Source organism: Lysinibacillus sp. RS11 (assembly GCF_042019215.1).
In the GTDB taxonomy this organism is placed as follows: domain Bacteria; phylum Bacillota; class Bacilli; order Bacillales_A; family Planococcaceae; genus Lysinibacillus; species Lysinibacillus xylanilyticus_A.
Window position 1 is genome coordinate 3,781,579 of record NZ_CP168124.1, and the last position, 22,505, is coordinate 3,804,083.

Annotated in this window: 14 protein-coding genes, 37 tRNA genes and 1 rRNA gene; 5 read left to right on the plus strand and 47 right to left on the minus strand. The window is 40.0% G+C overall.

Annotated features, from left to right (window positions below; translation table 11 throughout):
• Window positions 1-81: 81 nt before the first annotated feature.
• Genes menH through AB9L17_RS19390 form a run of 3 tightly spaced genes read right to left on the minus strand, consistent with a single transcriptional unit; the run spans window position 82 to window position 4,005 of the window.
• Window positions 82-915: a 2-succinyl-6-hydroxy-2,4-cyclohexadiene-1-carboxylate synthase gene (menH, locus tag AB9L17_RS19380; RefSeq protein WP_375199666.1), complete on the minus strand. Its 834-nt coding sequence runs from the start codon at window positions 913-915 to the stop codon at window positions 82-84.
• The gene (gene menD, locus AB9L17_RS19385) at window positions 903-2,627 is read right to left on the minus strand and encodes a 2-succinyl-5-enolpyruvyl-6-hydroxy-3-cyclohexene-1-carboxylic-acid synthase (RefSeq protein WP_223556804.1); all 1,725 of its coding nucleotides are present in this window, start codon (window positions 2,625-2,627) and stop codon (window positions 903-905) included. The genes menH and menD overlap by 13 nt, the downstream gene beginning before the upstream one ends.
• On the minus strand, window positions 2,620-4,005 hold the full coding sequence (locus tag AB9L17_RS19390; RefSeq protein ID WP_068986884.1) for an isochorismate synthase: 1,386 nt from the start codon (window positions 4,003-4,005) through the stop codon (window positions 2,620-2,622). Before AB9L17_RS19390 ends, menD begins: the two co-directional genes overlap by 8 nt.
• A 325-nt stretch (window positions 4,006-4,330) precedes the next feature.
• Here AB9L17_RS19390 and AB9L17_RS19395 point away from each other — a divergent pair, with 325 nt between their 5' ends.
• The gene (locus AB9L17_RS19395; RefSeq protein ID WP_068986885.1) at window positions 4,331-5,251 is read left to right on the plus strand and encodes a 1,4-dihydroxy-2-naphthoate polyprenyltransferase; all 921 of its coding nucleotides are present in this window, start codon (window positions 4,331-4,333) and stop codon (window positions 5,249-5,251) included.
• A 27-nt stretch (window positions 5,252-5,278) separates the two neighbouring features.
• Here AB9L17_RS19395 and AB9L17_RS19400 read toward each other — a convergent pair whose 3' ends face one another.
• The 4 genes from AB9L17_RS19400 to dpaL all read right to left on the minus strand — a co-directional run bounded on the left by AB9L17_RS19400 (window position 5,279) and on the right by dpaL (window position 8,918).
• Complete coding sequence (locus AB9L17_RS19400; protein WP_068986886.1) at window positions 5,279-6,205, minus strand: dipeptidase; 927 nt, start codon at window positions 6,203-6,205, stop codon at window positions 5,279-5,281.
• Between the two features lie 48 nt (window positions 6,206-6,253).
• Window positions 6,254-6,703: a TraR/DksA C4-type zinc finger protein gene (locus AB9L17_RS19405; protein ID WP_068986887.1), complete on the minus strand. Its 450-nt coding sequence runs from the start codon at window positions 6,701-6,703 to the stop codon at window positions 6,254-6,256.
• A gap of 91 nt (window positions 6,704-6,794) precedes the next feature.
• On the minus strand, window positions 6,795-7,556 hold the full coding sequence (locus AB9L17_RS19410) for a MerR family transcriptional regulator (protein ID WP_068986888.1): 762 nt from the start codon (window positions 7,554-7,556) through the stop codon (window positions 6,795-6,797).
• Between the two features lie 150 nt (window positions 7,557-7,706).
• Window positions 7,707-8,918, minus strand: coding sequence for a diaminopropionate ammonia-lyase (gene dpaL / locus AB9L17_RS19415; protein WP_375199667.1), 1,212 nt, complete (start codon window positions 8,916-8,918; stop codon window positions 7,707-7,709).
• Between the two features lie 312 nt (window positions 8,919-9,230).
• Between dpaL and AB9L17_RS19420 the strand changes: the two genes are divergently transcribed.
• Window positions 9,231-9,869 (plus strand): NAD(P)-dependent oxidoreductase, encoded by a 639-nt coding sequence (locus tag AB9L17_RS19420; protein ID WP_223556807.1) that lies wholly within the window; start codon window positions 9,231-9,233, stop codon window positions 9,867-9,869.
• A 113-nt stretch (window positions 9,870-9,982) separates the two neighbouring features.
• Here the strand turns inward: AB9L17_RS19420 and AB9L17_RS19425 are convergent, their stop codons facing one another.
• From AB9L17_RS19425 to AB9L17_RS19535, 23 genes are all read right to left on the minus strand, one after another.
• Window positions 9,983-12,775, minus strand: a complete 2,793-nt coding sequence (locus AB9L17_RS19425; RefSeq protein ID WP_375199668.1) for an S-layer homology domain-containing protein — start codon at window positions 12,773-12,775, stop codon at window positions 9,983-9,985.
• Between the two features lie 812 nt (window positions 12,776-13,587).
• Window positions 13,588-13,659 (minus strand) — tRNA-Glu (locus AB9L17_RS19430).
• 2 nt (window positions 13,660-13,661) lie between these two features.
• A tRNA-Ser gene (locus tag AB9L17_RS19435) sits at window positions 13,662-13,752 on the minus strand.
• 9 nt (window positions 13,753-13,761) lie between these two features.
• Window positions 13,762-13,838 (minus strand) — tRNA-Asn (locus AB9L17_RS19440).
• A gap of 4 nt (window positions 13,839-13,842) precedes the next feature.
• Window positions 13,843-13,919: transfer RNA gene (locus AB9L17_RS19445), tRNA-Ile, on the minus strand.
• Window position 13,920: 1 nt separating this feature from the next.
• Window positions 13,921-13,994 (minus strand) — tRNA-Gly (locus tag AB9L17_RS19450).
• A gap of 5 nt (window positions 13,995-13,999) precedes the next feature.
• A tRNA-Phe gene (locus AB9L17_RS19455) sits at window positions 14,000-14,075 on the minus strand.
• 14 nt (window positions 14,076-14,089) lie between these two features.
• Window positions 14,090-14,165 (minus strand) — tRNA-Asp (locus AB9L17_RS19460).
• A gap of 3 nt (window positions 14,166-14,168) precedes the next feature.
• Window positions 14,169-14,243: transfer RNA gene (locus tag AB9L17_RS19465), tRNA-Met, on the minus strand.
• 50 nt (window positions 14,244-14,293) lie between these two features.
• Window positions 14,294-14,386: transfer RNA gene (locus AB9L17_RS19470), tRNA-Ser, on the minus strand.
• 13 nt (window positions 14,387-14,399) lie between these two features.
• Window positions 14,400-14,476 (minus strand) — tRNA-Ile (locus tag AB9L17_RS19475).
• Between the two features lie 7 nt (window positions 14,477-14,483).
• Window positions 14,484-14,557 (minus strand) — tRNA-Met (locus tag AB9L17_RS19480).
• Between the two features lie 26 nt (window positions 14,558-14,583).
• A tRNA-Ala gene (locus tag AB9L17_RS19485) sits at window positions 14,584-14,659 on the minus strand.
• Between the two features lie 6 nt (window positions 14,660-14,665).
• A tRNA-Pro gene (locus tag AB9L17_RS19490) sits at window positions 14,666-14,742 on the minus strand.
• Between the two features lie 13 nt (window positions 14,743-14,755).
• Window positions 14,756-14,832, minus strand: a tRNA-Arg gene (locus AB9L17_RS19495).
• A gap of 13 nt (window positions 14,833-14,845) precedes the next feature.
• A tRNA-Leu gene (locus tag AB9L17_RS19500) sits at window positions 14,846-14,934 on the minus strand.
• Window positions 14,935-14,939: 5 nt separating this feature from the next.
• Window positions 14,940-15,014, minus strand: a tRNA-Gly gene (locus AB9L17_RS19505).
• A 46-nt stretch (window positions 15,015-15,060) separates the two neighbouring features.
• Window positions 15,061-15,145: transfer RNA gene (locus AB9L17_RS19510), tRNA-Leu, on the minus strand.
• Between the two features lie 20 nt (window positions 15,146-15,165).
• Window positions 15,166-15,241 (minus strand) — tRNA-Lys (locus AB9L17_RS19515).
• Between the two features lie 7 nt (window positions 15,242-15,248).
• A tRNA-Thr gene (locus tag AB9L17_RS19520) sits at window positions 15,249-15,324 on the minus strand.
• A 3-nt stretch (window positions 15,325-15,327) separates the two neighbouring features.
• Window positions 15,328-15,403 (minus strand) — tRNA-Val (locus AB9L17_RS19525).
• Between the two features lie 10 nt (window positions 15,404-15,413).
• Window positions 15,414-15,529 (minus strand): 5S ribosomal RNA (gene rrf, locus AB9L17_RS19530).
• 530 nt (window positions 15,530-16,059) lie between these two features.
• Complete coding sequence (locus tag AB9L17_RS19535; protein ID WP_068986924.1) at window positions 16,060-17,139, minus strand: cysteine desulfurase family protein; 1,080 nt, start codon at window positions 17,137-17,139, stop codon at window positions 16,060-16,062.
• 91 nt (window positions 17,140-17,230) lie between these two features.
• Here AB9L17_RS19535 and nadB point away from each other — a divergent pair, with 91 nt between their 5' ends.
• Genes nadB through nadA form a run of 3 tightly spaced genes read left to right on the plus strand, consistent with a single transcriptional unit; the run spans window position 17,231 to window position 20,724 of the window.
• Complete coding sequence (gene nadB / locus AB9L17_RS19540; protein WP_375199669.1) at window positions 17,231-18,793, plus strand: L-aspartate oxidase; 1,563 nt, start codon at window positions 17,231-17,233, stop codon at window positions 18,791-18,793.
• The gene (gene nadC / locus AB9L17_RS19545; protein WP_068986922.1) at window positions 18,774-19,634 is read left to right on the plus strand and encodes a carboxylating nicotinate-nucleotide diphosphorylase; all 861 of its coding nucleotides are present in this window, start codon (window positions 18,774-18,776) and stop codon (window positions 19,632-19,634) included. The genes nadB and nadC overlap by 20 nt, the downstream gene beginning before the upstream one ends.
• The gene (nadA, locus tag AB9L17_RS19550; RefSeq protein WP_068986921.1) at window positions 19,621-20,724 is read left to right on the plus strand and encodes a quinolinate synthase NadA; all 1,104 of its coding nucleotides are present in this window, start codon (window positions 19,621-19,623) and stop codon (window positions 20,722-20,724) included. The genes nadC and nadA overlap by 14 nt, the downstream gene beginning before the upstream one ends.
• Window positions 20,725-20,933: 209 nt before the next feature.
• Here the strand turns inward: nadA and AB9L17_RS19555 are convergent.
• The 17 genes from AB9L17_RS19555 to AB9L17_RS19635 all read right to left on the minus strand — a co-directional run bounded on the left by AB9L17_RS19555 (window position 20,934) and on the right by AB9L17_RS19635 (window position 22,492).
• Window positions 20,934-21,005: transfer RNA gene (locus tag AB9L17_RS19555), tRNA-Glu, on the minus strand.
• A 2-nt stretch (window positions 21,006-21,007) separates the two neighbouring features.
• A tRNA-Ser gene (locus tag AB9L17_RS19560) sits at window positions 21,008-21,098 on the minus strand.
• 10 nt (window positions 21,099-21,108) lie between these two features.
• A tRNA-Asn gene (locus AB9L17_RS19565) sits at window positions 21,109-21,185 on the minus strand.
• Window positions 21,186-21,189: 4 nt separating this feature from the next.
• Window positions 21,190-21,266 (minus strand) — tRNA-Ile (locus tag AB9L17_RS19570).
• Between the two features lies 1 nt (window position 21,267).
• Window positions 21,268-21,341 (minus strand) — tRNA-Gly (locus AB9L17_RS19575).
• Window positions 21,342-21,346: 5 nt separating this feature from the next.
• Window positions 21,347-21,422 (minus strand) — tRNA-Phe (locus AB9L17_RS19580).
• A gap of 14 nt (window positions 21,423-21,436) precedes the next feature.
• Window positions 21,437-21,512 (minus strand) — tRNA-Asp (locus tag AB9L17_RS19585).
• Between the two features lie 3 nt (window positions 21,513-21,515).
• Window positions 21,516-21,590 (minus strand) — tRNA-Met (locus tag AB9L17_RS19590).
• Between the two features lie 50 nt (window positions 21,591-21,640).
• A tRNA-Ser gene (locus AB9L17_RS19595) sits at window positions 21,641-21,733 on the minus strand.
• A 13-nt stretch (window positions 21,734-21,746) separates the two neighbouring features.
• A tRNA-Ile gene (locus AB9L17_RS19600) sits at window positions 21,747-21,823 on the minus strand.
• 7 nt (window positions 21,824-21,830) lie between these two features.
• Window positions 21,831-21,904, minus strand: a tRNA-Met gene (locus AB9L17_RS19605).
• Window positions 21,905-21,930: 26 nt separating this feature from the next.
• Window positions 21,931-22,006 (minus strand) — tRNA-Ala (locus tag AB9L17_RS19610).
• Window positions 22,007-22,012: 6 nt separating this feature from the next.
• A tRNA-Pro gene (locus AB9L17_RS19615) sits at window positions 22,013-22,089 on the minus strand.
• A gap of 13 nt (window positions 22,090-22,102) precedes the next feature.
• Window positions 22,103-22,179 (minus strand) — tRNA-Arg (locus AB9L17_RS19620).
• Between the two features lie 13 nt (window positions 22,180-22,192).
• Window positions 22,193-22,281: transfer RNA gene (locus tag AB9L17_RS19625), tRNA-Leu, on the minus strand.
• Between the two features lie 5 nt (window positions 22,282-22,286).
• Window positions 22,287-22,361 (minus strand) — tRNA-Gly (locus AB9L17_RS19630).
• Between the two features lie 46 nt (window positions 22,362-22,407).
• Window positions 22,408-22,492: transfer RNA gene (locus AB9L17_RS19635), tRNA-Leu, on the minus strand.
• Window positions 22,493-22,505 lie beyond the last annotated feature (13 nt).

A 22,505-nucleotide genomic window follows, 5' to 3' on the forward strand; every position in this document is an offset into this window, starting at 1 on the left:
CCTCGGCATAATTGCGTCTGGAATCGGCTTTGTGCAATCACAAAGAATTCCTTTCCGATTCCATGACATCCGCCGGAGGCTTTAACTTCTTTCATTGGTGTTGAAAGAAGTTAAATACTCCTCTACTATTGTAGCAAACTCAGCGGGATTTTCCACATGAATTGCATGTCCAGCGTCATTTACTGTCTTATGCTTAACAATTTTTAATAACGCTTTCATTTCTAGTGCTATTTTACAAAATTTTTCATCTAATGAGCCTGTTATTAAAAGCACAGGACATTCTAACTTAGTTAATGACAACCAATTTGAAGGCTGGACGCCTGTCCCAATGCCTCGTAAGCTACCAGCCAGGCCTTCCTTCTTCTGAGAAAGTCTTTCTGCACGAATAGCTTCTTGTATACTGCGAGGTAAACGTTTTTGTGATTCAAACATCGGAATATTCTCCCATGCGTTGACAAATGATAATAAACCGTTACGAACTATTTTTTCAGCTAAAGCGTTATCCTTCTCACAACGTTCAGAACGTTCCTCTAAAGTTCGTAAACCTGGAGAAGCACTTTCTAAAATTAGCTTATCCACACGTTCTGGGTAAGAGATTGCATAAGATAATGCAATTCTTCCCCCCATAGAATAGCCTAACAACGTAAATTTCTTTAACTGTAGCTGACAACAAACTTCCTCTACATCTAGGATTTGTTCTTGCATAGAGAAGCGACTAATTAGCTGAGGTATAGCCGTTCGACCATGTCCAATTAAATCAATTGCAATCACTCTTACATTCGGTAATGCTTCCGCTAAATTTCGCCATGTAGCCGTACTACCTGTAAAACCATGCAATGCAACGAGCGTTTGCTGTGCTTCTTCATTCCAGATTTCTACGTACGTTTCCAGCCCTCGAATCATTAACTTTGCCATGCTTTTAATCCCGCATTAATGCGATTCCATAATGCCCGATGCGCATAAACATTTTCCTCTCTATCTGTGAAAATTTCGAATAAGCGCAATGGTCGTTTTTTTATTGTAGTAAACTTCTCTGATAGCTCTGAAATGTCGTCTACGCGAATATAGTCCATAGCGTACATATTGGCAATATCTCTGAACTCGAGTGCAGTTGGTGTGCCAAATAAATCTTCATAATGTGCCTCAACTGTGGATTGAGGTAAATAAGAGAAAATACCGCCGCCATCATTATTCATAACAATGATTGTCAGGTTGCATTCCTGGTATCTTGAAGCAATAAGACCGTTGACATCATGTAAAAATGCTAAATCGCCAATAAGCAAGTAGGTTTCACGGTTATTTCCTTGACTGAAGCCCATTGCAGTTGAGACGACGCCATCGATACCATTCGTTCCACGATTCGCTACAATACGAATATCCTTCGATGTCGCCATTAAAAACGTATCAATATCACGCACTGGCATACTGCTACTAACAAAAATATCACTGCCATTCGGAATCATGTTCAGTAATCGACTTACCATTGCTCCTTCATCGATTGCAGCGTCAGAATAATGTTCAATATATTCCAAAGCTATATCATTAGCATCTTGCCACTCAGCTAAATATTCTGCCTCTAGTGCTGATTCAGAGATTTCTAATTGAGTGAGCCACTCACCAATGCTTGCGTGAATAAAATGAGTAGACACACTTGTAGAATCACGGAACATCGGATCTTCATCGACAATAATATAAGCATCAGGCTGAGATTTAGTTATAAACTGCATAATAAATTTAGAAACAGGCTGTGCGCCTAAACGTAGTACCGTATCAGGTTCAACTAATGCTTTAAAATCCTCACTCTTCATAATTGCATCATACGTTGTGATAATATATGGCAGACAATCCTCTGGGACAGATGCCCGCATATTCGATAAACTCTCGACAATGACAGGCCATTTTAATTGGCGAACAAACTCCCACATAATTGTTAAATCTGTACCAAGTGCTAGCTCACCAATAATAACAAAGCCTCTTTTGGTTGCGCTTAAAATCTCTGATAGCTCCTGTTGAGTGGCCGTTGAAGGCATTAACTGAGCTATACGATTATGCTTAAATGTTGCTTCTGGGAGCTCTTCTCGAAAATCAATCAACAAAGGTTCTCGGAACGGTACATTAATATGTACTGGTCCAAATGGTGCGCTCATTGCAATCGCTACTGCACGTGCAATATGGCGCTCGATAAACGGCAATGTTGGTGCTGCATCATCTGCCAACGGGAAATCTACGCTCCATTTGACATGTTTACCATATAAATTAGGCTGATCAATAGCTTGTGGTGCACCCACCTGTCGCAATTCATGTGGACGATCCGCTGTAATCACAATTAACGGTACACGAGCATAGTATGCCTCAACAATGGCAGGAAAATAGTTTGCTGCTGCTGTTCCTGATGTACATAAAAGTACAACTGGTTTCGCTGTAGCCTTTGCGATTCCTAGCGCAAAAAAAGCTGCCGAACGCTCATCAACTTGACGATACAACTGGAGCTGTTTCGTTGAAGCAAATGCATAAGCTAATGGGGTCGAACGTGAGCCTGGGCTAACAACAACATTCTCTACTCCAGCTTGCACTAATGATGCTACCATTTTATAAACATAGTCCGTTAAAATTTTCCGTTCACTCATGTAATTGTCCTCCTAGCGCACGAAGCATCGGACGGAATTTCACTAATGTTTCCTCATATTCAGAATGTGGCTCTGAATCTGCTACAATACCGCCACCAGCATATAAATAAGCTTTATCCTTAAGTAAAGCAGCCGAGCGAATGGCTACTGCAAATTCGCCGTTACCTTCAGCATCTACCCAACCGATTGGAGCAGCGTAAAGTCCACGATTCATAGGCTCGTATTTACGTATAGCTGCCATTGCCTCGTTTCTCGGTACACCACCTAAAGCAGGTGTAGGATGCAATGATTTTGTCAGTTGTAAAATCGTCGCGTCACTATTTAATTGACCTTCAACAGGTGTATATAGATGTTGTATATCTCTAATTTTTAGTAATCGAGGGCTATCTGGTATTGTCATCTCAAGACAATTTTTACGGAATGTTTCCGCAATCATATCGACTACATATTGATGTTCCCCACCATTTTTCGGATCATTCAATAAGCTTTGTCCATAGTTTTCATCTTCTTCAGCCGTCTTACCACGTTTAATAGAGCCCGCAACACAAGATGAAAAGGCACGTCCATCTTCTACTTTCACAAGACGTTCAGGGGATGCACCGAAGAACAATAATTCTTGACGCTCTAAGCCAAATAAATAGCTCTCTGGCTGTTCATGTATGATTTGTGAAAGTACTTGCGGTGAAGATACTTGCTCATTAAATTGCAATGCGAGTGACCGGGCAATTACAACTTTATCTGCCTTTTTCTGTTTAATTAATGCTGTCACTTGGTCAATGGAAGCTAAATATGGCTCCTTATACGGCTCAAAATAACTTGTAATTTCAGGCTTTGAATACGTTTTCACTTCTTTTACCTGGGCAGCATGAATTAAATGATCCCGCTCTTTTCGTAGCGCTTCAAATCGAGCCTCTGCCTGCTGATCTTTTGTAATAAGATGAAGGCTTACATACGCTTTGTCATCACGTATGACAAGCTGATAAGTTGCAAGCGCAAAATAAGCCTCTGGAAAGTCCGTCCATTCCCCAGCTACATTATTTTGTGGATCAAATGTAAAACCGCCAAATAAAATTGGCTGTAGCTCGCTTTGATCCTTTACACAGTTTTTCGTTAAACTTTTCCATTCTGCTTCAACTGCATCAAAGCGATCATTTTTGGCGTTATTTTGAATCGTATGGGCATGTCCTAGCCCTACTAATGTCATTGTTTTTTCTCTATTTTGCCAATAAAATCGTTCACCTTTATAACGCTCTTCGCCCGCTGCATAAAATGCAAGCGCCGATAAGCGACTTACTTCAATTGTTTCCATATAAAAATGAAGGCTTTGGCCCAAAGAGTCCACTTCTACCTCTGTGGCTTGGTACCACTTCTGTTGCATGAAAATTACCTCCGTTGTTGCAATGTATATAATGAGCAATGCCACGGTTCAAATACATATTGACCGAGACTTTACTTAATGAAGTGAGCGATTATATTTTCACCACATCATATTTCTTTGTTAAAATAGCGGTCATTGTTTGTTTGACAGCCTATTCTTCGTACTGTTGCGATTTTCCTAATTGTTGTTTCCAGTTCATAAATGCATGTTCTATTGTATCATTTTTTTTACTGAACTGTATGTAATAAGCTGTGAACCTACCCAATTTCTCATTCTTCGTATAAAATAAGAAGAGTCCACAACATTCGAAGGAGAGAAAGACCTTATGACCAAAGTCATTGAAGCTGATAGGGGTTTTAAAGTTTGGTGGCATTTAACACGTCCACATACTTTAACCGCTTCATTCGTTCCTGTATTTTTAGGAACAGCAATTGCCCTAGCAATTGAAAAACAAACAATTGATTTTGGACTATTTTTTGCTATGCTCATTGCAAGTATGCTTATTCAAGCAGCAACGAATATGTTCAATGAATATTACGATTACAAGCTAGGATTAGATAATGAACATTCTGTCGGTATCGGCGGAACCATTGTGCGTCACGGTGTCCAACCAAAAACAATTATGATCATTGCCTTAAGCTTTTATGCAATCGCTATGCTACTTGGCATATACATATGTGCCTCTACTTCTTGGTGGCTTGCTGCAGTCGGGCTTGTTTGTATGCTTATTGGTTTTTTATATACGGGAGGACCATACCCTATAGCTTATTCACCATTTGGAGAGCTTGTATCTGGTGCTGTTATGGGAATGGGTATTATCTTAATCGCCTTTTATATTCAAACACTTACTGTGACACTTGATGCTGTTTTACTTTCAGTACCAAGTATGATTTTAGTCGGTGCCATCATGCTGTCCAATAATATTCGTGATATCGTTGGTGATACAGAGGGTGGTCGAAAAACACTTGCTATTTTAGTGGGGCGTGATAATGCGATTTCTGTGCTTTCTGGCTTTTTTGTTGTTTCGTACTTATGGGTAATCGCTCTTGTAGCAATTGATGGTATTACTTTTTGGGCTTTACTCATTTTCTTAAGTGTTCCAAAGCCACTTCGTGCGATTCAAATTTTCCGCGATAAAAAAGAAGCCAAGGAAGTGATGCCTGCGATGAAATTTACAGCGCAAACAAATACATTCTTCGGCTTCCTCTTAGGAATAGGTTTATTAATTCAATATTTCTGTTATTAAGATACACCAGTAAAAAATGTAGCAGCCTTAACGGGTTGCTACATTTTTTACATAGCGTCGAAAATTATTACTTGCTATACCACGAACCTCTTCGACTGAAAAATGCTCACGTAATGCCTCTAGTAAATTTTGCGCCTCTCCAGCGTGTGCCAATCCATTTACAGTAGCATCTATCCCGTCAAAGTCTGAACCTAGACCAAGATGCTCTACTCCTACTAATTTCGCTAGATGCTTCACATGTGCAACTAAATCATCCAACGTAGCATCATCACTGATAAAAGTCGGGTAGTAAACGACATGAATATGCCCTCCATGCTCTACGAGTGCTTTTGCCTGAGCATCCGTTAAATTTCTTGGATGATCACAAATTGCCCGTGCATTACTATGGCTCGCAATTATATGCTTCGCTAGTGGCAACACATCCCAAAAGCTCTGTTCATTTAAATGAGCAACATCAATAATAATATCTCGTTCATTTAGCAAGTTTACAACTTCTTTACCAAATGGTTTTAAGCCAAGACTTGCATCCTGTTCAGCACCGTGGGCTACAGCATTTTCTTCATTCCATGTAAGTCCAACAAGCTTGACACCCGCGTCTAATATAACGGAAAGCTTTGCTAAATCGTCAGCGATTGGGCCACAGCCTTCTAAGCTTAAGATGGCTCCAATTTCATGTGGAGCTAAAGTATCTAATTGTGACCAATTAGTAATATGCACCATTCCCTCAGTTTGTAATACATGTGTATGAAAAGCTTCAATTTGGCGCATTGCCTCTAAAAACTGCATACTTTGTGGAATGTTAGGATCGATAAAAATAGCAAATACTTGTGCCTTTACTTGCCCTAGATGTAATCTTCCTCGATTGGCATGCAACCGTAAATCATCCTCAAATTTTGCTGTTTCTAAAGTGCTTAATTTCAATAGTGCATCACAGTGTAAATCAATTATTTCCATATTCTCACCTCATACAGCTATTATACTGCTTGTGAGAGGAAATGCTTACTAACTTTTATCTTGAGGTGTATCAGAAGAGCCAAATTCCTCAAGCTCTATGAAATCATCCGATCTTGGTGTTGAAGACAACACGTCTTCTTCCACCGGTCTTAAACCGTCTTCTCTTTGTTCTGCATGCTCCACACATGTCAAAGCTTTCGGCATAGCTTCTAAGCGACCAATCGGAATCTCTTCACCACATATAGCGCATTTGCCATATGTACCGTCCGCCATTGCTTGCAGTGCGCGCTTTATTTCCTCAGCATTGTCACCACGGTGCTCATCAATTGCCATTTCCGTTAGCTGATCCGTTAAATCACTCGCATTGTCAGCCGGATGATTATCATAATTAGATAGCTCTGTCGCTTGTGGACGCTCTGATTCCTCAAGTTGATTTTCTATTTCCTGTAGTTCCTGCTCTAATTGCTGTTTTAATTTTTCCATTACTTGTGGGTTCAAAAAAATCTCCTCCTCATGCTTCATTTTTTCCTAAATTAATATTTCTAAAACATTAAAGCATAAGGAGGAATCACTTATTTTTTTCGTATAATTACACCAAAGCGAAATTGATTATAGCATCATGCAAAAATGTTGTGGCTCCCGGAGAAATACGCTCGTCATAATAAGCTGTAAATCGTTCATCTGCAATATACATCTGTGCTATACCAGCATGTGCCTCTTTAGAATATTGTGACCATGAAAAGCTTAGCCAACGCTTATGAAGCTCCGCTACCTCCATTGCCACATCATTTTTGGTATCGCCGATTTCCATCGCTTCTTTTAAACGAGCAAATAATTGCTGTTCTAGCTGCTGCATTGCCTCATACTGTTCCTCTGTCATATTTCTGAACTTAGCATTCGATGCATCAACCGTTTGATTTCCATATTTTGAACGAATCTCTTGACCATATTGCTTTTCATTTTCTTCGATTAGCTTCTCTTTAAAGCCATTAAATTTCTCTTCATTTGTCATTGGTTGTTCCTCCTCAATCGATTGAATTGTTTTTTCCACTGTTTGTAATATCTTTTCAAGCTGCTCCTTGCGCTGCAGTAAAGCAGTACGATGAGTCTTGAGTGCCTCTGTATGTTGAAAATCAGGTGCTTGAATAATTTCCTGAATTGTTGCTAGCTTCATATCTAATGCTCTATAAAATAAAATTTGCTGGAGCATATCAACCTCAAACTGTCCATAAAATCGGTAGCCTGCTTCATTGGTTCTTGCTGGCTTCAGTAATCCAATTTCATCGTAATAACGCAGGGTTCTTGTGCTAACCCCTGATAACTGAGCAAGCTCTTGGATTGTATATTCCACACTTTCTCACCTCCACTAATGCTACTGTAAACCTTTACGCAACGTTAAGGTCAACAGAAAATAATGCAATTCTAAATTCATTTTTGTTCATTACAAATAAAAAAAAGCAAACTAGCCTTTTCATGTTCATGCTAGTTTGCTTTTCTAGTATTAATTTTTCGCATACTTTCCGTGCCACACAATATTTCTGTAGTTTTCTACATCTGTGTCACCTTCAGTATTGATAAATAATACCCGAGAATTTTCATCTAATTGTAATGTCTCTTTCAGTTCTGTATATTGCCTGTTCGTCATCAATTCATAAAAACATCCAACTGGGGCAGCTCCTGATTCTCCAGCAATAATTCGTTGATCTGTTGCTAATGGATGACCTAGAATACGCATACCAGTCGCAGCAACTTCTTCATCACAGCAGATACTCACCTTCGTATAAGTCTTTAAAGGTTCCCAAGCTAGTGGATTCGGCTCACCACAAGCAAGCCCTGCCATAATTGTTTGCATCTCTCCGCCAACTGTTACAAACTGCTCAGTACCTGCTTTAAAGCTCTCATAATAGCAATTCGCTACATCAGGCTCAACTAAGACAAATGTTATCTCTTGCTCATAATATTGTTCTAAGAAAGCTACAACTGCCCCTGCAAAAGATCCAACCCCAGCTTGTAAAAATACATGGGTAGGTGCCTTTTCCAACTCCTCAACGACTTCTTTTATTAGCGTTGTATAGCCTTGCATAATCCATAAAGGAATTTCCTCATAGCCTTCCCACATCGTATCCTGAATAACGACCCAGCCATTTTCTTTTGCAAGCTGAGAAGTATAACGAACTGTATCATCATAATTCATTGTCGTTATTTCAGCATATGCACCTTCATTTTTAATATTTTGCAGGCGCTCCGCCGCACTTCCAGCAGGCATATAAATGCGCGCTTGCAAACCAAGCTCTCTAGCAGCCCAAGCCACTCCACGACCATGATTGCCATCTGTCGTTGAAATAAATGTTAAGTCCCCTAGCCGCTCCTTTATTTCTGGTGATTTTAGTCGCTCAAACGATAGCTCATCAATACTCTTACCTAACTTTTTGGCAACGTATTGCCCAATTGCATAAACACCACCTAATACTTTGAATGCATTTAAGTCAAATCGATAAGATTCATCTTTTACAAAAATACTTTGTACTCCAACTAACAAAGCAAAAGCATCTAAGCTTCGTAAAGGTGTTCTTTCAAATTTCGCATATGTACGCTGAAATCTACTAACACGCTTTACTTGTTCCTGTGAAAAATCACGTAGAAAAGGTAAGACTTGTTCGACGTTCTTCTGCAACAAATATTGTTGATTATTAGCCCATAATAATTTCCCCATCCATATCCCCCTAGTTTTTGTTCTATCATTATTTTAGCTTATAGAATCGCTAAACACAAAAATTACCATACATATCGATAGTAAGCTCATCACTCTAGCATAGGGTTGATTTCCGTTCCGACCGGGCACTTTCTAGGGGAGGTCAGCCTTCATCCAATCATCTTATAGCCATGGCATACATTTTAATACATGTCATCTCAGATTCTCAGTAGCGAGACCGATTTTACATAACTTAGTAAAAAATAGGGAAATATGAAACCTTTTTTAAGGTTTGTTGGTATATCTACTATTACGCTTAGTAGGAGGTATATTATGGATAGCCCTTATAAGATAGCTATAATTGGAGGAACAGGGAAAGTAGGAAGACATATAGCAACTCATGCAATACAGAAAGGATACCATGTTCGGATGCTTGTTAGAAGTCCGGAAAGATTACTGTATACAAATGAGAAAATTGAAATAGTGAAAGGCCAAGTACAAGATATAGATAGTATCCGAGAGCTTCTTAAAGATTGTAAAATCGTCATTAATACATTTGGTCAACCAACTAAAGGAGAACAAATATATAGTAAAGTAACGAAAACTATTTTTGCTGTGATGAATGAATTAAACATTAATCGATATATAGGTGTTTCTGGTGGCTCTCTAACAATTAATAATGATAAAAAAAGTATATTAAATCGCTTTGGGGCAAAGATGTTTGAAGTTTTCCTTCAAAAAATGATGCAGGATAAAAAATCAGAATGGGAATTTCTGTTAAATAGTAAACAGATCGAATGGACACTAATTAGATTGCCATTTGTAAAAGATAGCTTGAAATCATATCAAATTAAGGAAAACCTTATTGATATGCCTGGTACAAAAATTACGAATCAAGATATAGCTACCTTTATCATTGATCATATAAATAACCCCCAGTACATACACAAAGCACCGTTTATCTCCCATTAATATAAAATCACATAAGAAAATAGCATGCTGATCATACATCTAGCATGCTATTTTTTATACTGAGGATTTCACAAACATTACGTCTTAGGAAATTCTCGTTAAATCCCTGTTATTTATTTTTGTACTGTAATTGTTTGTGAAGTGAAATCTAACTTATTCCCATTGGAATCCATAATAGCATTACGAGGTGAAGCTTGAATCGTAACAGTTCTACCATTTTCAAATAAATAGCCACTCTGTGGTATTGTAACTAACACTTTGTCATTTCCTTGTGAATAGGAACTATAGGTACTTGCTGCTACCGAATAACCATTCACATTAACATCAAAGTCCGTACTATTAACGTTTATGACTGGCTCACTGAAAACAAGCTCTAATGTTTGTGAATTGCTCACATTCACATTCACAATCTTTGGTGCAATATTTTCTTTAAGATTAACTGTTGTTCGCACCTCATCGAATGATTCCATAGAGTTAGCTGCTCTTAAGCCTCTAATCGTTAGATTACGTATGCCATTAAAATAATTCGAATCTTTTTTCAATGTGAGCTTAATACGATTTAAATTGGATGCCTCTACCACTGCACTTTCTACCTGAGCATTATCAATCGTATAATTTTGAACGTTTTGAGCAAGTGCTGCATCAACAGGATAATTGAAATTTAAATAAACAACATTATTATCTTTTATAGAATAATCTGTTGCCGATGTTTGAATTGGATTGTTCGGCAATAATGTAAGTTTATTTCCATTAATATTTAAATCACCATTACGTGTAAATTTTACATTTTGCACTTCATTGATCGGCACACCATATGAATTTGTAACATTAAATAAAGTTAGTTTGCCATCATAAGAAGCTCCCTTTAAATCATAAGGGCCTAGCAGACCTGCTACTTTAACACGTAATTTTGTAGGTTGATCCTTTACGATATGCATATCACTTTGAGGCCCTCTTGATAACTCATACAAAATGTGGTTATTCATATAGCTCCCTGTAAATGATGCTTTTGCGTAAGCTCCTAACTGTACTGGCTTATCGAAAGTCAATTGTAAATATTCTACATTATCCTCGTAAACAATTTCAGAATTCATTAAGACAGGCGCTTTATCATCTTTTATAAAGTTATACACTGTTGAGAATGTTGCCGTTTCACCTGATAAGTCGGTAATCACACGGCTAGAAGCTGTCCCGATCGTTGTAATTCCTTGAAGTGAATTTTTTGGATCAACGGTAACATTAAATAAACGACCATTTTTAGGGTCTTTCTCTACTTTGTTCACAGAAATAAAAGTTTGACCACTTTTAATTGAAAGATCGTATGGATAAAGTTGTTGAATCTCCTCTGAGAACAATAGCTGGAACGTATTTGGTCCAGTTTGTGTAACTGAAGATAATGTTGGTGCAATACCATCCTTATTTCCCTTTTTCACTGTTACAGTAGAAGGGTTCGGTGAAATTATGTTTCCTGATAAATCTGTTGCCGCTACGAATGTAATCTGCACATCTGTACCAGGTGATAAATAACTACCATTTACAGTTGCTGCTGATAAGTCAAATGTTGCTTCCGTTTTGTTTTGCTCAATGCTGCCTACTACATTCGCTACCTTTGTACCATTTGGTAATGTAAATTGAATGCGTTCATTAGGAAATGCTGCCATTGGCTCAGAAAACTGCACTTTAACGATGGAAGAATTGTTTCCTTGCGTTGTCCCTATAATAGTAGGCGCTTGTGTATCCCCAGCAATGACGAAATTCGCATCTACTTTAGTAAGCATTGTGCCCTTTTCAGATTTAATGTTATTTAACACATAACGATGTGTACCTTTTAGTGGCTCATTCATTGTAAAGATGATTGATTTTTTATCAGCACTGATTTCTGTTTTCACAACTGTTAGTGCTTTTAAAGTATCCACATTAGAGAAAGCTACAATATTATCTTGTAATTTCCCATCTGCTTTTAACACAGAGTTTGGATCAATTGCTTGGTTGAAAACTACTTTAATCTGTGAAGCATTGATTCCCTCAACTGATTGTACTTTTAGCTCATTGACTTCATATGTAACAACAGCGGAATATGGTTTGTTATTAATTTTGAAATCCACTTTAGTTTCCACATTTTCAATAAGCGGCGTTGCTAATGTAACCTTGTGACTTGACCCATCTGTTAATGTTACCTGTAGTGTAGTTGCATCGACAACTTTAACTGTTTGGATAAGTAATGGCACTTCAGGTTTTTTGATCATTTCATTGATATTCATCATTGAACGATGTAAAAATGACGCAAATTGACCACGTGTTAATGTATTTTTCGGATTAAATGTCTTTACATTTGTAATCTTTGCGTATTCTAATGCAATAATAGCTTCTCGATTTTCTGGTAAAGCTGATTTTAAATCTATAATAGAAGATTTATAGTTTTCTTTTTTATACATCGTAATTAAATCGATATCGTAAACTGTTTCAATCGCACGTACTAAGATAGACGCCATTTGTTCACGTGAGATTTTTTCGGAAGGTAATAACTTGTTATTAGTACCTTTGTAAATACCAGTATCATTTATAAGCGCTGCATATTGTAGTAATTCTTTATCTTTTGTAGATGTAGGCAAGTCCGTAAAACGTACTTTTTTATTGTAATCTGCTGGCACTTGGAAGTTTTCAGATACAAGCCATTTCCCTAAAAATTTCGTTACATTTCCTTTAGTAAGGACCGCGTTTGGCTTAAATGAGCCGTCTGGATATCCACCTATAATTTTTGCATCTGCTAATGCTAAAATGGCTTCTTTGTGGTCACTTTTTGCAATATCTGTAAAGTTTGCTGCACTTGCAGTAGGTACAATAGCTGCGGCAACCAATGCAGCAGCTGCTGTACTTACAATCCATTTACTTTGCTTTTTTTTCACTTTTATAACCCCCTACGAATTCTATTCATCTCCATTATAAAAGAAAGATAGATATATTCCAAAGATTATACCAATATTATCGTCATTTACCATGGATTATTTGTGTAATAAATGATGAAATTAGCAAAGTTAAGTTACATTTAGTTTGTTTGTCCATTTTTTATATGAAATTGCACAATTTTTATTGACTACTTATATTGATAGTGACGAGGATGATCAGAAATGTTTTTTAGTAGTCTTATTAGGATAAAGCAAAAGGTTATATAGCAACATTTATTGAACGAATGATATGTTGGTATGTAGGAATTTTTATCCAAATTGCTTAACGAAGACTTGAGCGTGCTATTCACCTCCCCTACATGAACAACTACCAAAAGGTGCTATCTAAACCGCAACAACAGATCGTTTAAAGAATTTAGCTATTTTCAAGTGTTAGAGGAATGCCAATGTGAATAGATTACTACGTGAATTCTGCCCATTGAAAAACAATTTTGATAAGATATCGGAGGAAGTAATTGAATGGAGCCGTACACAATTTAATAACTTGCCTAGAAAGTGACTGGGGAAACAGCAAATGATGCGTTTATGGAACAACAAAGAATCATAAAAAACAAATGCGCTAAAGCGCTGGAGAGCCCGAAGCAAAAGTAAACGCTACACCACTTTTGCCCGATGGATCAAAGCGACCTACAGGATTAGCGCTTAAGCCTAGACGACGACTAGGCTTAAGGTTATCCACAGGAAAAAAACCTATAGTTTCTCTTAACAATGAAAAAGCAGTAGATGTAAATTACATCTACTGCTTTTTAGTATGACCCGTACGGGATTCGAACCCGTGTTACCGCCGTGAAAGGGCGGTGTCTTAACCACTTGACCAACGGGCCAATGGCGGAGAAGGAGGGATTTGAACCCTCGCGCCGGTTACCCGACCTACACCCTTAGCAGGGGCGCCTCTTCAGCCTCTTGAGTACTTCCCCACAAAAAAATGGCTCCGAAGGCAGGACTCGAACCTGCGACAACCTGATTAACAGTCAGGTGCTACTACCAACTGAGCTACTTCGGAATAATGGTGGGCCTAAATGGACTCGAACCATCGACCTCACGCTTATCAGGCGTGCGCTCTAACCAGCTGAGCTATAGGCCCTTGGAGCGGGTGATGAGAATCGAACTCACGACATCAGCTTGGAAGGCTGAGGTTTTACCATTAAACTACACCCGCAAATATGGTGGGTCAGGACGGAATCGAACCGCCGACACTTAGAGCTTCAATCTAATGCTCTACCAACTGAGCTACTGACCCATATTTTTTAAAAATGGCGGTCCCGACCGGGATCGAACCGGCGATCTCCTGCGTGACAGGCAGGCATGTTAACCGCTACACCACGGGACCATTTGGTTGCGGGGGCCGGATTTGAACCAACGACCTTCGGGTTATGAGCCCGACGAGCTACCACTGCTCCACCCCGCGTTAATAATATTCTTTTCGAGTTTTTCAAGCACCATTTATAGAAATAAAACTGGAGGAGGTAGAGGGATTCGAACCCCCGCGCGGTGTTACCCGCCTGTCGGTTTTCAAGACCGATCCCTTCAGCCAGACTTGGGTATACCTCCGTAATTATATAAATGGTGGACCTTGCAGGACTCGAACCTGCGACCGGACGGTTATGAGCCGTCTGCTCTAACCAACTGAGCTAAAGGTCCTTTAAGATGGCGGCAGAGGGGATCGAACCCCCGACCTTACGGGTATGAACCGTACGCTCTAGCCAGCTGAGCTACGCCGCCAGGATCTTTATACTGGTTATCTTTTATGGTGGAGCCTAGCGGGATCGAACCGCTGACCTCCTGCGTGCAAGGCAGGCGCTCTCCCAGCTGAGCTAAGGCCCCATAAAGTGGTCGGAATGACAGGATTCGAACCTACGACCCCTTGGTCCCAAACCAAGTGCTCTACCAAGCTGAGCTACATTCCGATAAATATTAATTTGGCGCGCCCGACAGGAGTCGAACCCATAACCTTCTGATCCGTAGTCAGACGCTCTATCCAATTGAGCTACGGGCGCTAATTATAAAAAATGGTGCCGAGGGCCGGAATCGAACCGGCACGGTAGTCACCTACCGCAGGATTTTAAGTCCTGTGCGTCTGCCAGTTCCGCCACCCCGGCACATTTGGAGCGGAAGACGAGGTTCGAACTCGCGACCCCCACCTTGGCAAGGTGGTGTTCTACCACTGAACTACTTCCGCATGTGCATAAGATTTATTTATCCTGGCAATATGAAATTCTTAAAAATGGTGCGGGTGAAGGGAGTCGAACCCCCACGCCTTGCGGCGCTAGATCCTAAGTCTAGTGCGTCTGCCAATTCCGCCACACCCGCATATTTTGTTGGCAATTAAATGGTGAGCCATGAAGGACTCGAACCTTCGACCCTCTGATTAAAAGTCAGATGCTCTACCAACTGAGCTAATGGCTCAAAACTATGGTGCCGGCGATAGGAGTCGAACCCACGACCTACTGATTACAAGTCAGTTGCTCTACCAACTGAGCTACACCGGCAAATGGTGGAGGATGACGGGCTCGAACCGCCGACCCCCTGCTTGTAAGGCAGGTGCTCTCCCAGCTGAGCTAATCCTCCTGGGTATAATGCCTAGCGACGTCCTACTCTCACAGGGGGAAGCCCCCAACTACCATCGGCGCTAAAGAGCTTAACTTCCGTGTTCGGTATGGGAACGGGTGTGACCTCTTTGCCATCATCACTAGACTATTAACAGTTTTCAATATACGTTGTATTTTGAAACTCTTATGTATTTTGTTTTGAAGTTTATTACCTGTCCTTCAAGACAAGAATTATTGTATAACGTTTTCTCGCATTGTGCAACACTTTTTTATAAAAAAAAGAAATTATTACTTTATGAAGATATTTTCGTTTCGAAAGAGAAATTATTACTCTACTATTTATTATAGCAATTGTTCAATTAAAAGAAAACAATTAATTTATCAAATAGATTGATTCGCTATTTTTATTCCCTTTATTTAATAAAAGGATGCTGATTTTCACAATAAGCTAACTCCTTCCTGCGGGCAAACATCAAGCCTTGTTATTTTTTCCTTGGGAATCTTTGCTCTTCGACAGAAGTACTTGAGTAACCTTTCGCTCCAATCAGCTACAAAAATGAATACAAAAAATCTTTTATAAATCATGAACATGCCTGTTAATTTATAATTTCTATATTATTTTATTATAAAATTTCATTTTTAATCCTATCCTTTACTTTTTTATTCTGAAATGCACTAAATTATGGAAAGCGCCATTTGTAATCGATCAATTTCTTCAAATGTTGTTGCAGGACCAAAAGATATTCTAAAAAATTGGCGTGCCGCTTCCATAGAATAGCCCATTGATAAAATCGCCTTTGTACCAGATTCACTATGAATATCACAGGCACTTCCTGTGGAAATACATATTCCCGCTTCATTTAATTTTAGCAAAACATTTTGCCCCTCTACCCTTTTCATCAATACACCACAAATATTAGGCAATTGCTCCTTACACTCAATTATCTGACACGTCTCCGGTAAATTTTTCTGAAAATATTGACGTAATGCTTCATAGTGTTGACGCTCATATTGATAAACTTCAATGGCCGTAGCAAAAGCAACAATGGCTGGTGTATCCAAGGTACCTCCCCTTAACCCACGCTCATGTGTCAAACCCGGTGCTAATGCCGGAACACAGAGCTCAGGATTAATATAGATAGCTCCACACCCTTTTGGCCCACCTATTTTATGAGCTGATACAGTAATAGCATCTACTTTTTGTTTTAACGGAAGTTTACAGAAGGACTGTACACTATCGACATGCAAAAGAACGTTTGATTGTTTTGCAATCTCGGCTATTTCTTCAATAGGTTGAATAGAACCTATCTCTGAATTTACATGTTGGATCGTGATTAAAGCTGTATCTTCTTGTATTGCTGCTCGTAATTGCTCCACATGAATACAACCATCTTGCTGTAAAGGTAACTTCGTGACCACAAAACCCATTTTTTCAAGAGTATTTAACGCAGCATGTACGGATGTGTGTTCAGCTTGTGATGAAATAATATGCTTGCCTTTATTTGTTGCTAAAGCTAACGACAAAATCGAAATTAAATTGCCCTCCGTTCCGCTTCCAGTAAAAATCACACCATCACTGTTTACTCCAAGAGATTTTGCTACAACAGCTCTTGCCTGTTCAACAAAATAATGTGCTTGCCCTCCTAGATCATGTAAGCTTGCACTATTTCCATAATACTGCTTCGCTACTTCACAATATGCTTTAAGCGCTTTTGGAGACATTGGAGAGGTTGCAGCGTAATCCAAATAAATCATCTTATTCTTCCTTTCTAGTTCATCAGGTCTTGTTTTCTCCTTTATTTTATGTAAAGATATGTGTCAAGACAACTGTAAAGAAGGTATTTGAATGGATGTAATGACAGATGTACTTATTATTGGTAGCGGTGTTGCTGCACTTCAAACTGCTCGACTACTCGAAGGACATTTTCAAGTTCAGATAGTTACAAAATGTTCAATTAAAATGAGTAGTTCTTATCGTGCTCAAGGTGGTATTGCTACCGTTACAAGTCAAGAAGATCATCCAAAGTTTCATATCGCTGATACGTTGACTGCTGGTGAATATCATCATGAAAGAAGGAATGTTGAAGTACTAATAGAAAACGGCACAGAAATTATGCGTAATCTATTAAATGGGGACTTCCCTATCGATCGACAAGTTGATGGATCACCTGCTCTAGGCTTAGAAGGTGCACATAGTCATCACCGTATTTTACATGCAGGTGGTGATCGTATTGGCCAAGTAATGATAGATTATTTACTCAATCAACTTACATCTAATATCGTTGTGAATTGCTATGAAATGGCTTACGAGCTTTTATTGAATACAAATGGGGATTGTGTTGGCGTTCTTACAAAGGGAGCAGAGGGAACGAAGCGCTACCTTGCCCACCACGTCATTCTCGCAACAGGTGGTGCCGGCGCGCTTTATTCTTGTACGTCCAATTTTGCAACGAATACTGGAGATGGTATCGCTTTAGCATATCGTGCAGGAGCTGCCATCAGTGATATGGAATTTATGCAATTTCACCCTAGCTTACTTTGGTGTGAAGGTGAGGCCAAAGGATTAGTCTCTGAGGCTGTGCGTGGCGCCGGGGGAAAATTTGTCGATGCACAGCGTCATCCCATAATGAAAGGTATACATGAACAGTTGGATTTAGCACCACGCCATGTTACTGCACATGCATTATTTAATAAACGCGCTGCTGGACAGGAAACATTTATTGATATTTCAAGTATCGAGCACTTTGAAGAAAAATTCCCTACGATTGCTCAGCTTTGCTATGACAATCATGTTAATTTACACGATGGATTAATTCCTGTAGTACCAGGTAGCCATTTCTTAATGGGGGGTGTTGTTGCTGATGACAAAGGAAGAACAACTATTCCTAATCTATTTGCAATTGGAGAAGTTGCTTGTACTGGGGTACATGGTGCCAATCGTTTAGCTAGTAACTCTCTTTTAGAAGGAATTACGTTTGGACAAAGAACTGCCCAATACATTATTCAAAAAGGTTGTAAGCAAAATAATTTCTTAATTGATGACAAACATCACCAACAAACAATGCCATCATTATTTACAAAAGATAAACTACGACAAATGATGATGAACACATTAGGCATTGTGCGAAATCCAATCGATATGGAACAATTCGTACAACAATTGCCCTCAATACAAACACTTCTACAAGTTGATTTAGATGGCTTGAATCGACAGGAACTCGAACTTTACATGATGCATATTGTCGCTACATTAATGGTACACGCAGCCCTTACACGAACAGAAACTCGCGGAGCACATATTCGCATTGATAAAACAAACAATGATCATGAGTGGGCAAACCGCTGGATCATTTTTCAACAAGGACAGATGAAAGTGAGGAATTCATTATATGAATATCATCAAACTTGAGGAATTGCTAAAACATTTTTTTAATGAGGATATAGGCGATGGGGATTTATCGAGTGAATTTATTTTTTCTCCAGAACAGCAGGGATCTTTTTCTTTTTATGCGAAGGAAAGCGGCATTTTTTGTGGAGCCATCATCATTGAGCATGGATTTCTTCTACTGGACCGATCAATGGATATTATACTTTATAAAAAAGATGGTGATGAAGTAAATGCCGGTGATGTTCTCGCTGTTATTCAAGGTCCTCTTCAAAAATTATTAATTGGTGAACGGGTAATATTGAATCTAATCCAGCGCATGTCTGCTATCGCTACAGCTACGAATTTAGCAGTACGTGAAACAGTAGGTACGAATGCGAAAATATGCGATACTCGCAAAACCATGCCTGGCCTGCGTATGTTAGATAAATATGCTGTTAGAATCGGTGGCGCCTACAACCATCGTAATGGATTATATGATGCGATAATGCTAAAAGATAATCATATTGCGTTTGCAGGTAGTATAACCAAGGCCGTACAAACAGCCCGTGAGAAAATCGGTCACACCATTAAAATCGAAGTGGAAATCGAAACAAAAGCACAGCTAGTTGAAGCAATTGTAGCTGGTGCAGACATTATTATGTTTGATAATCGCAGCCCTGAAGAAATACATGAATGGCTTCTTGCCGTTCCCCCACATATCGTTACAGAAGCTTCAGGAAGCATTACTCTTCAAAACTTAAACACCTATGCTAAAACAGGCATTCAATGGATTTCGCTTGGAGCGTTAACACATTCAGTAAAAGCTTTTGATATTAGTGCACTTGTACAAACGAAAGGAGCTAATCCCCTTGTCCATCACTAGTTTATTACAACAAACGTCACTACTACCAAATCATTATCGTGCATTATCTAAAAATGAAATGGAAGGTCGCATTATCGCTATAAAAAAGAAATTAGGAAGGAAACTCTTCATCCCTGGGCATCATTATCAAAAAGATGAAGTAATTCAATTTGCAGATGTAACAGGGGATTCTTTACAGCTTGCTCAATTATCAGCTGCTAATAAAGAAGCTAAACATATAGTATTTTGTGGAGTACATTTTATGGCGGAAACGGCTGATATGCTTACAACAGAACAGCAGCATGTTTACTTACCTGATATGCGAGCAGGCTGTTCAATGGCCGATATGGCAGACATTTATCAAACAGAACAAGCATGGTCTATTTTACAACAGCTTTTCGGGGATACCATTATCCCGCTAACATATGTCAATTCTACTGCTGCCATTAAAGCATTTACGGGAAGGCATGGAGGGGCCTGTGTTACATCGTCCAATGCAAAAGAAATGGTTAAATGGGCATTTACACAAAAACAACGTATTTTCTTTTTACCTGATCAACATTTAGGTAGAAATACTGCGTATGATTTAGGAATACCGCTTGAAAATATGGCAGTTTGGAATCCTCATACAAATATACTTGAGACAGATCAGTCTCCAGAAAACATTCAAGTCATCTTATGGAAGGGACACTGCTCTGTACACGAAGGTTTTACAGTTCAACATACGGAGCTTGTGCGTAAAGTGTATCCAAATATGCGTATCATTGTTCATCCTGAATGTAGTCGCGAGGTTGTTGCCGCTGCAGATGATGCAGGTTCTACAAAATACATTATCGATACGATTAATAAGGCACCGAGTGGTTCAGCATGGGCAATCGGTACTGAAATGAATCTTGTTAATCGGATTATTAAGCAGCACCCTGATAAGCATATTATCTCTTTAAATGAGAATTTCTGTCCTTGTCTTACAATGAATCGAATTGACCTCCCCCATCTACTTTGGTCCTTAGAAAGTATAGAAAAGGGGCAACCACATAATCGTATTCGAGTAGATGCTCACACTGCTGAAGAAGCACGTAGCTCACTTGAAAGAATGCTGTTAAGCACTTAAATGGCAAAACGTCTACTCATTTCTGGTAGACGTTTGTTTATTATAGCTCTAGGTAAACATGTTGTGATGTTCAATATCGATTATGTCTCAGCATAATCGCCTCTGAAGACTTTAATTCATAATTGTTTAGAGGAAATTATTGAAATCTCAAAAACTATTCTTATACAAAAAAAAGCAGTAGATGTAAATTACATCTACTGCTTTTAGTATGACCCGTACGGGATTCGAACCCGTGTTACCGCCGTGAAAGGGCGGTGTCTTAACCACTTGACCAACGGGCCAATGGCGGAGAAGGAGGGATTTGAACCCTCGCGCCGGTTACCCGACCTACACCCTTAGCAGGGGCGCCTCTTCAGCCTCTTGAGTACTTCCCCACAAAAAAAATGGCTCCGAAGGCAGGACTCGAACCTGCGACAACCTGATTAACAGTCAGGTGCTACTACCAACTGAGCTACTTCGGAATAATGGTGGGCCTAAATGGACTCGAACCATCGACCTCACGCTTATCAGGCGTGCGCTCTAACCAGCTGAGCTATAGGCCCTTGGAGCGGGTGATGAGAATCGAACTCACGACATCAGCTTGGAAGGCTGAGGTTTTACCATTAAACTACACCCGCAAATATGGTGGGTCAGGACGGAATCGAACCGCCGACACTTAGAGCTTCAATCTAATGCTCTACCAACTGAGCTACTGACCCATATTTTTTAAAAATGGCGGTCCCGACCGGGATCGAACCGGCGATCTCCTGCGTGACAGGCAGGCATGTTAACCGCTACACCACGGGACCATTTGGTTGCGGGGGCCGGATTTGAACCAACGACCTTCGGGTTATGAGCCCGACGAGCTACCACTGCTCCACCCCGCGTTAATAATATTCTTTTCGAGTTTTTCAAGCACCATTTATAGAAATAAAACTGGAGGAGGTAGAGGGATTCGAACCCCCGCGCGGTGTTACCCGCCTGTCGGTTTTCAAGACCGATCCCTTCAGCCAGACTTGGGTATACCTCCGTAATTATATAAATGGTGGACCTTGCAGGACTCGAACCTGCGACCGGACGGTTATGAGCCGTCTGCTCTAACCAACTGAGCTAAAGGTCCTTTAAGATGGCGGCAGAGGGGATCGAACCCCCGACCTTACGGGTATGAACCGTACGCTCTAGCCAGCTGAGCTACGCCGCCAGGATCTTTATACTGGTTATCTTTTATGGTGGAGCCTAGCGGGATCGAACCGCTGACCTCCTGCGTGCAAGGCAGGCGCTCTCCCAGCTGAGCTAAGGCCCCATAAAGTGGTCGGAATGACAGGATTCGAACCTACGACCCCTTGGTCCCAAACCAAGTGCTCTACCAAGCTGAGCTACATTCCGATAAATATTAATTTGGCGCGCCCGACAGGAGTCGAACCCATAACCTTCTGATCCGTAGTCAGACGCTCTATCCAATTGAGCTACGGGCGCTAATTATAAAAAATGGTGCCGAGGGCCGGAATCGAACCGGCACGGTAGTCACCTACCGCAGGATTTTAAGTCCTGTGCGTCTGCCAGTTCCGCCACCCCGGCACATTTGGAGCGGAAGACGAGGTTCGAACTCGCGACCCCCACCTTGGCAAGGTGGTGTTCTACCACTGAACTACTTCCGCATGTGCATAAGATTTATTTATCCTGGCAATATGAAATTCTTAAAAATGGTGCGGGTGAAGGGAGTCGAACCCCCACGCCTTGCGGCGCTAGATCCTAAGTCTAGTGCGTCTGCCAATTCCGCCACACCCGCATATTTTGTTGGC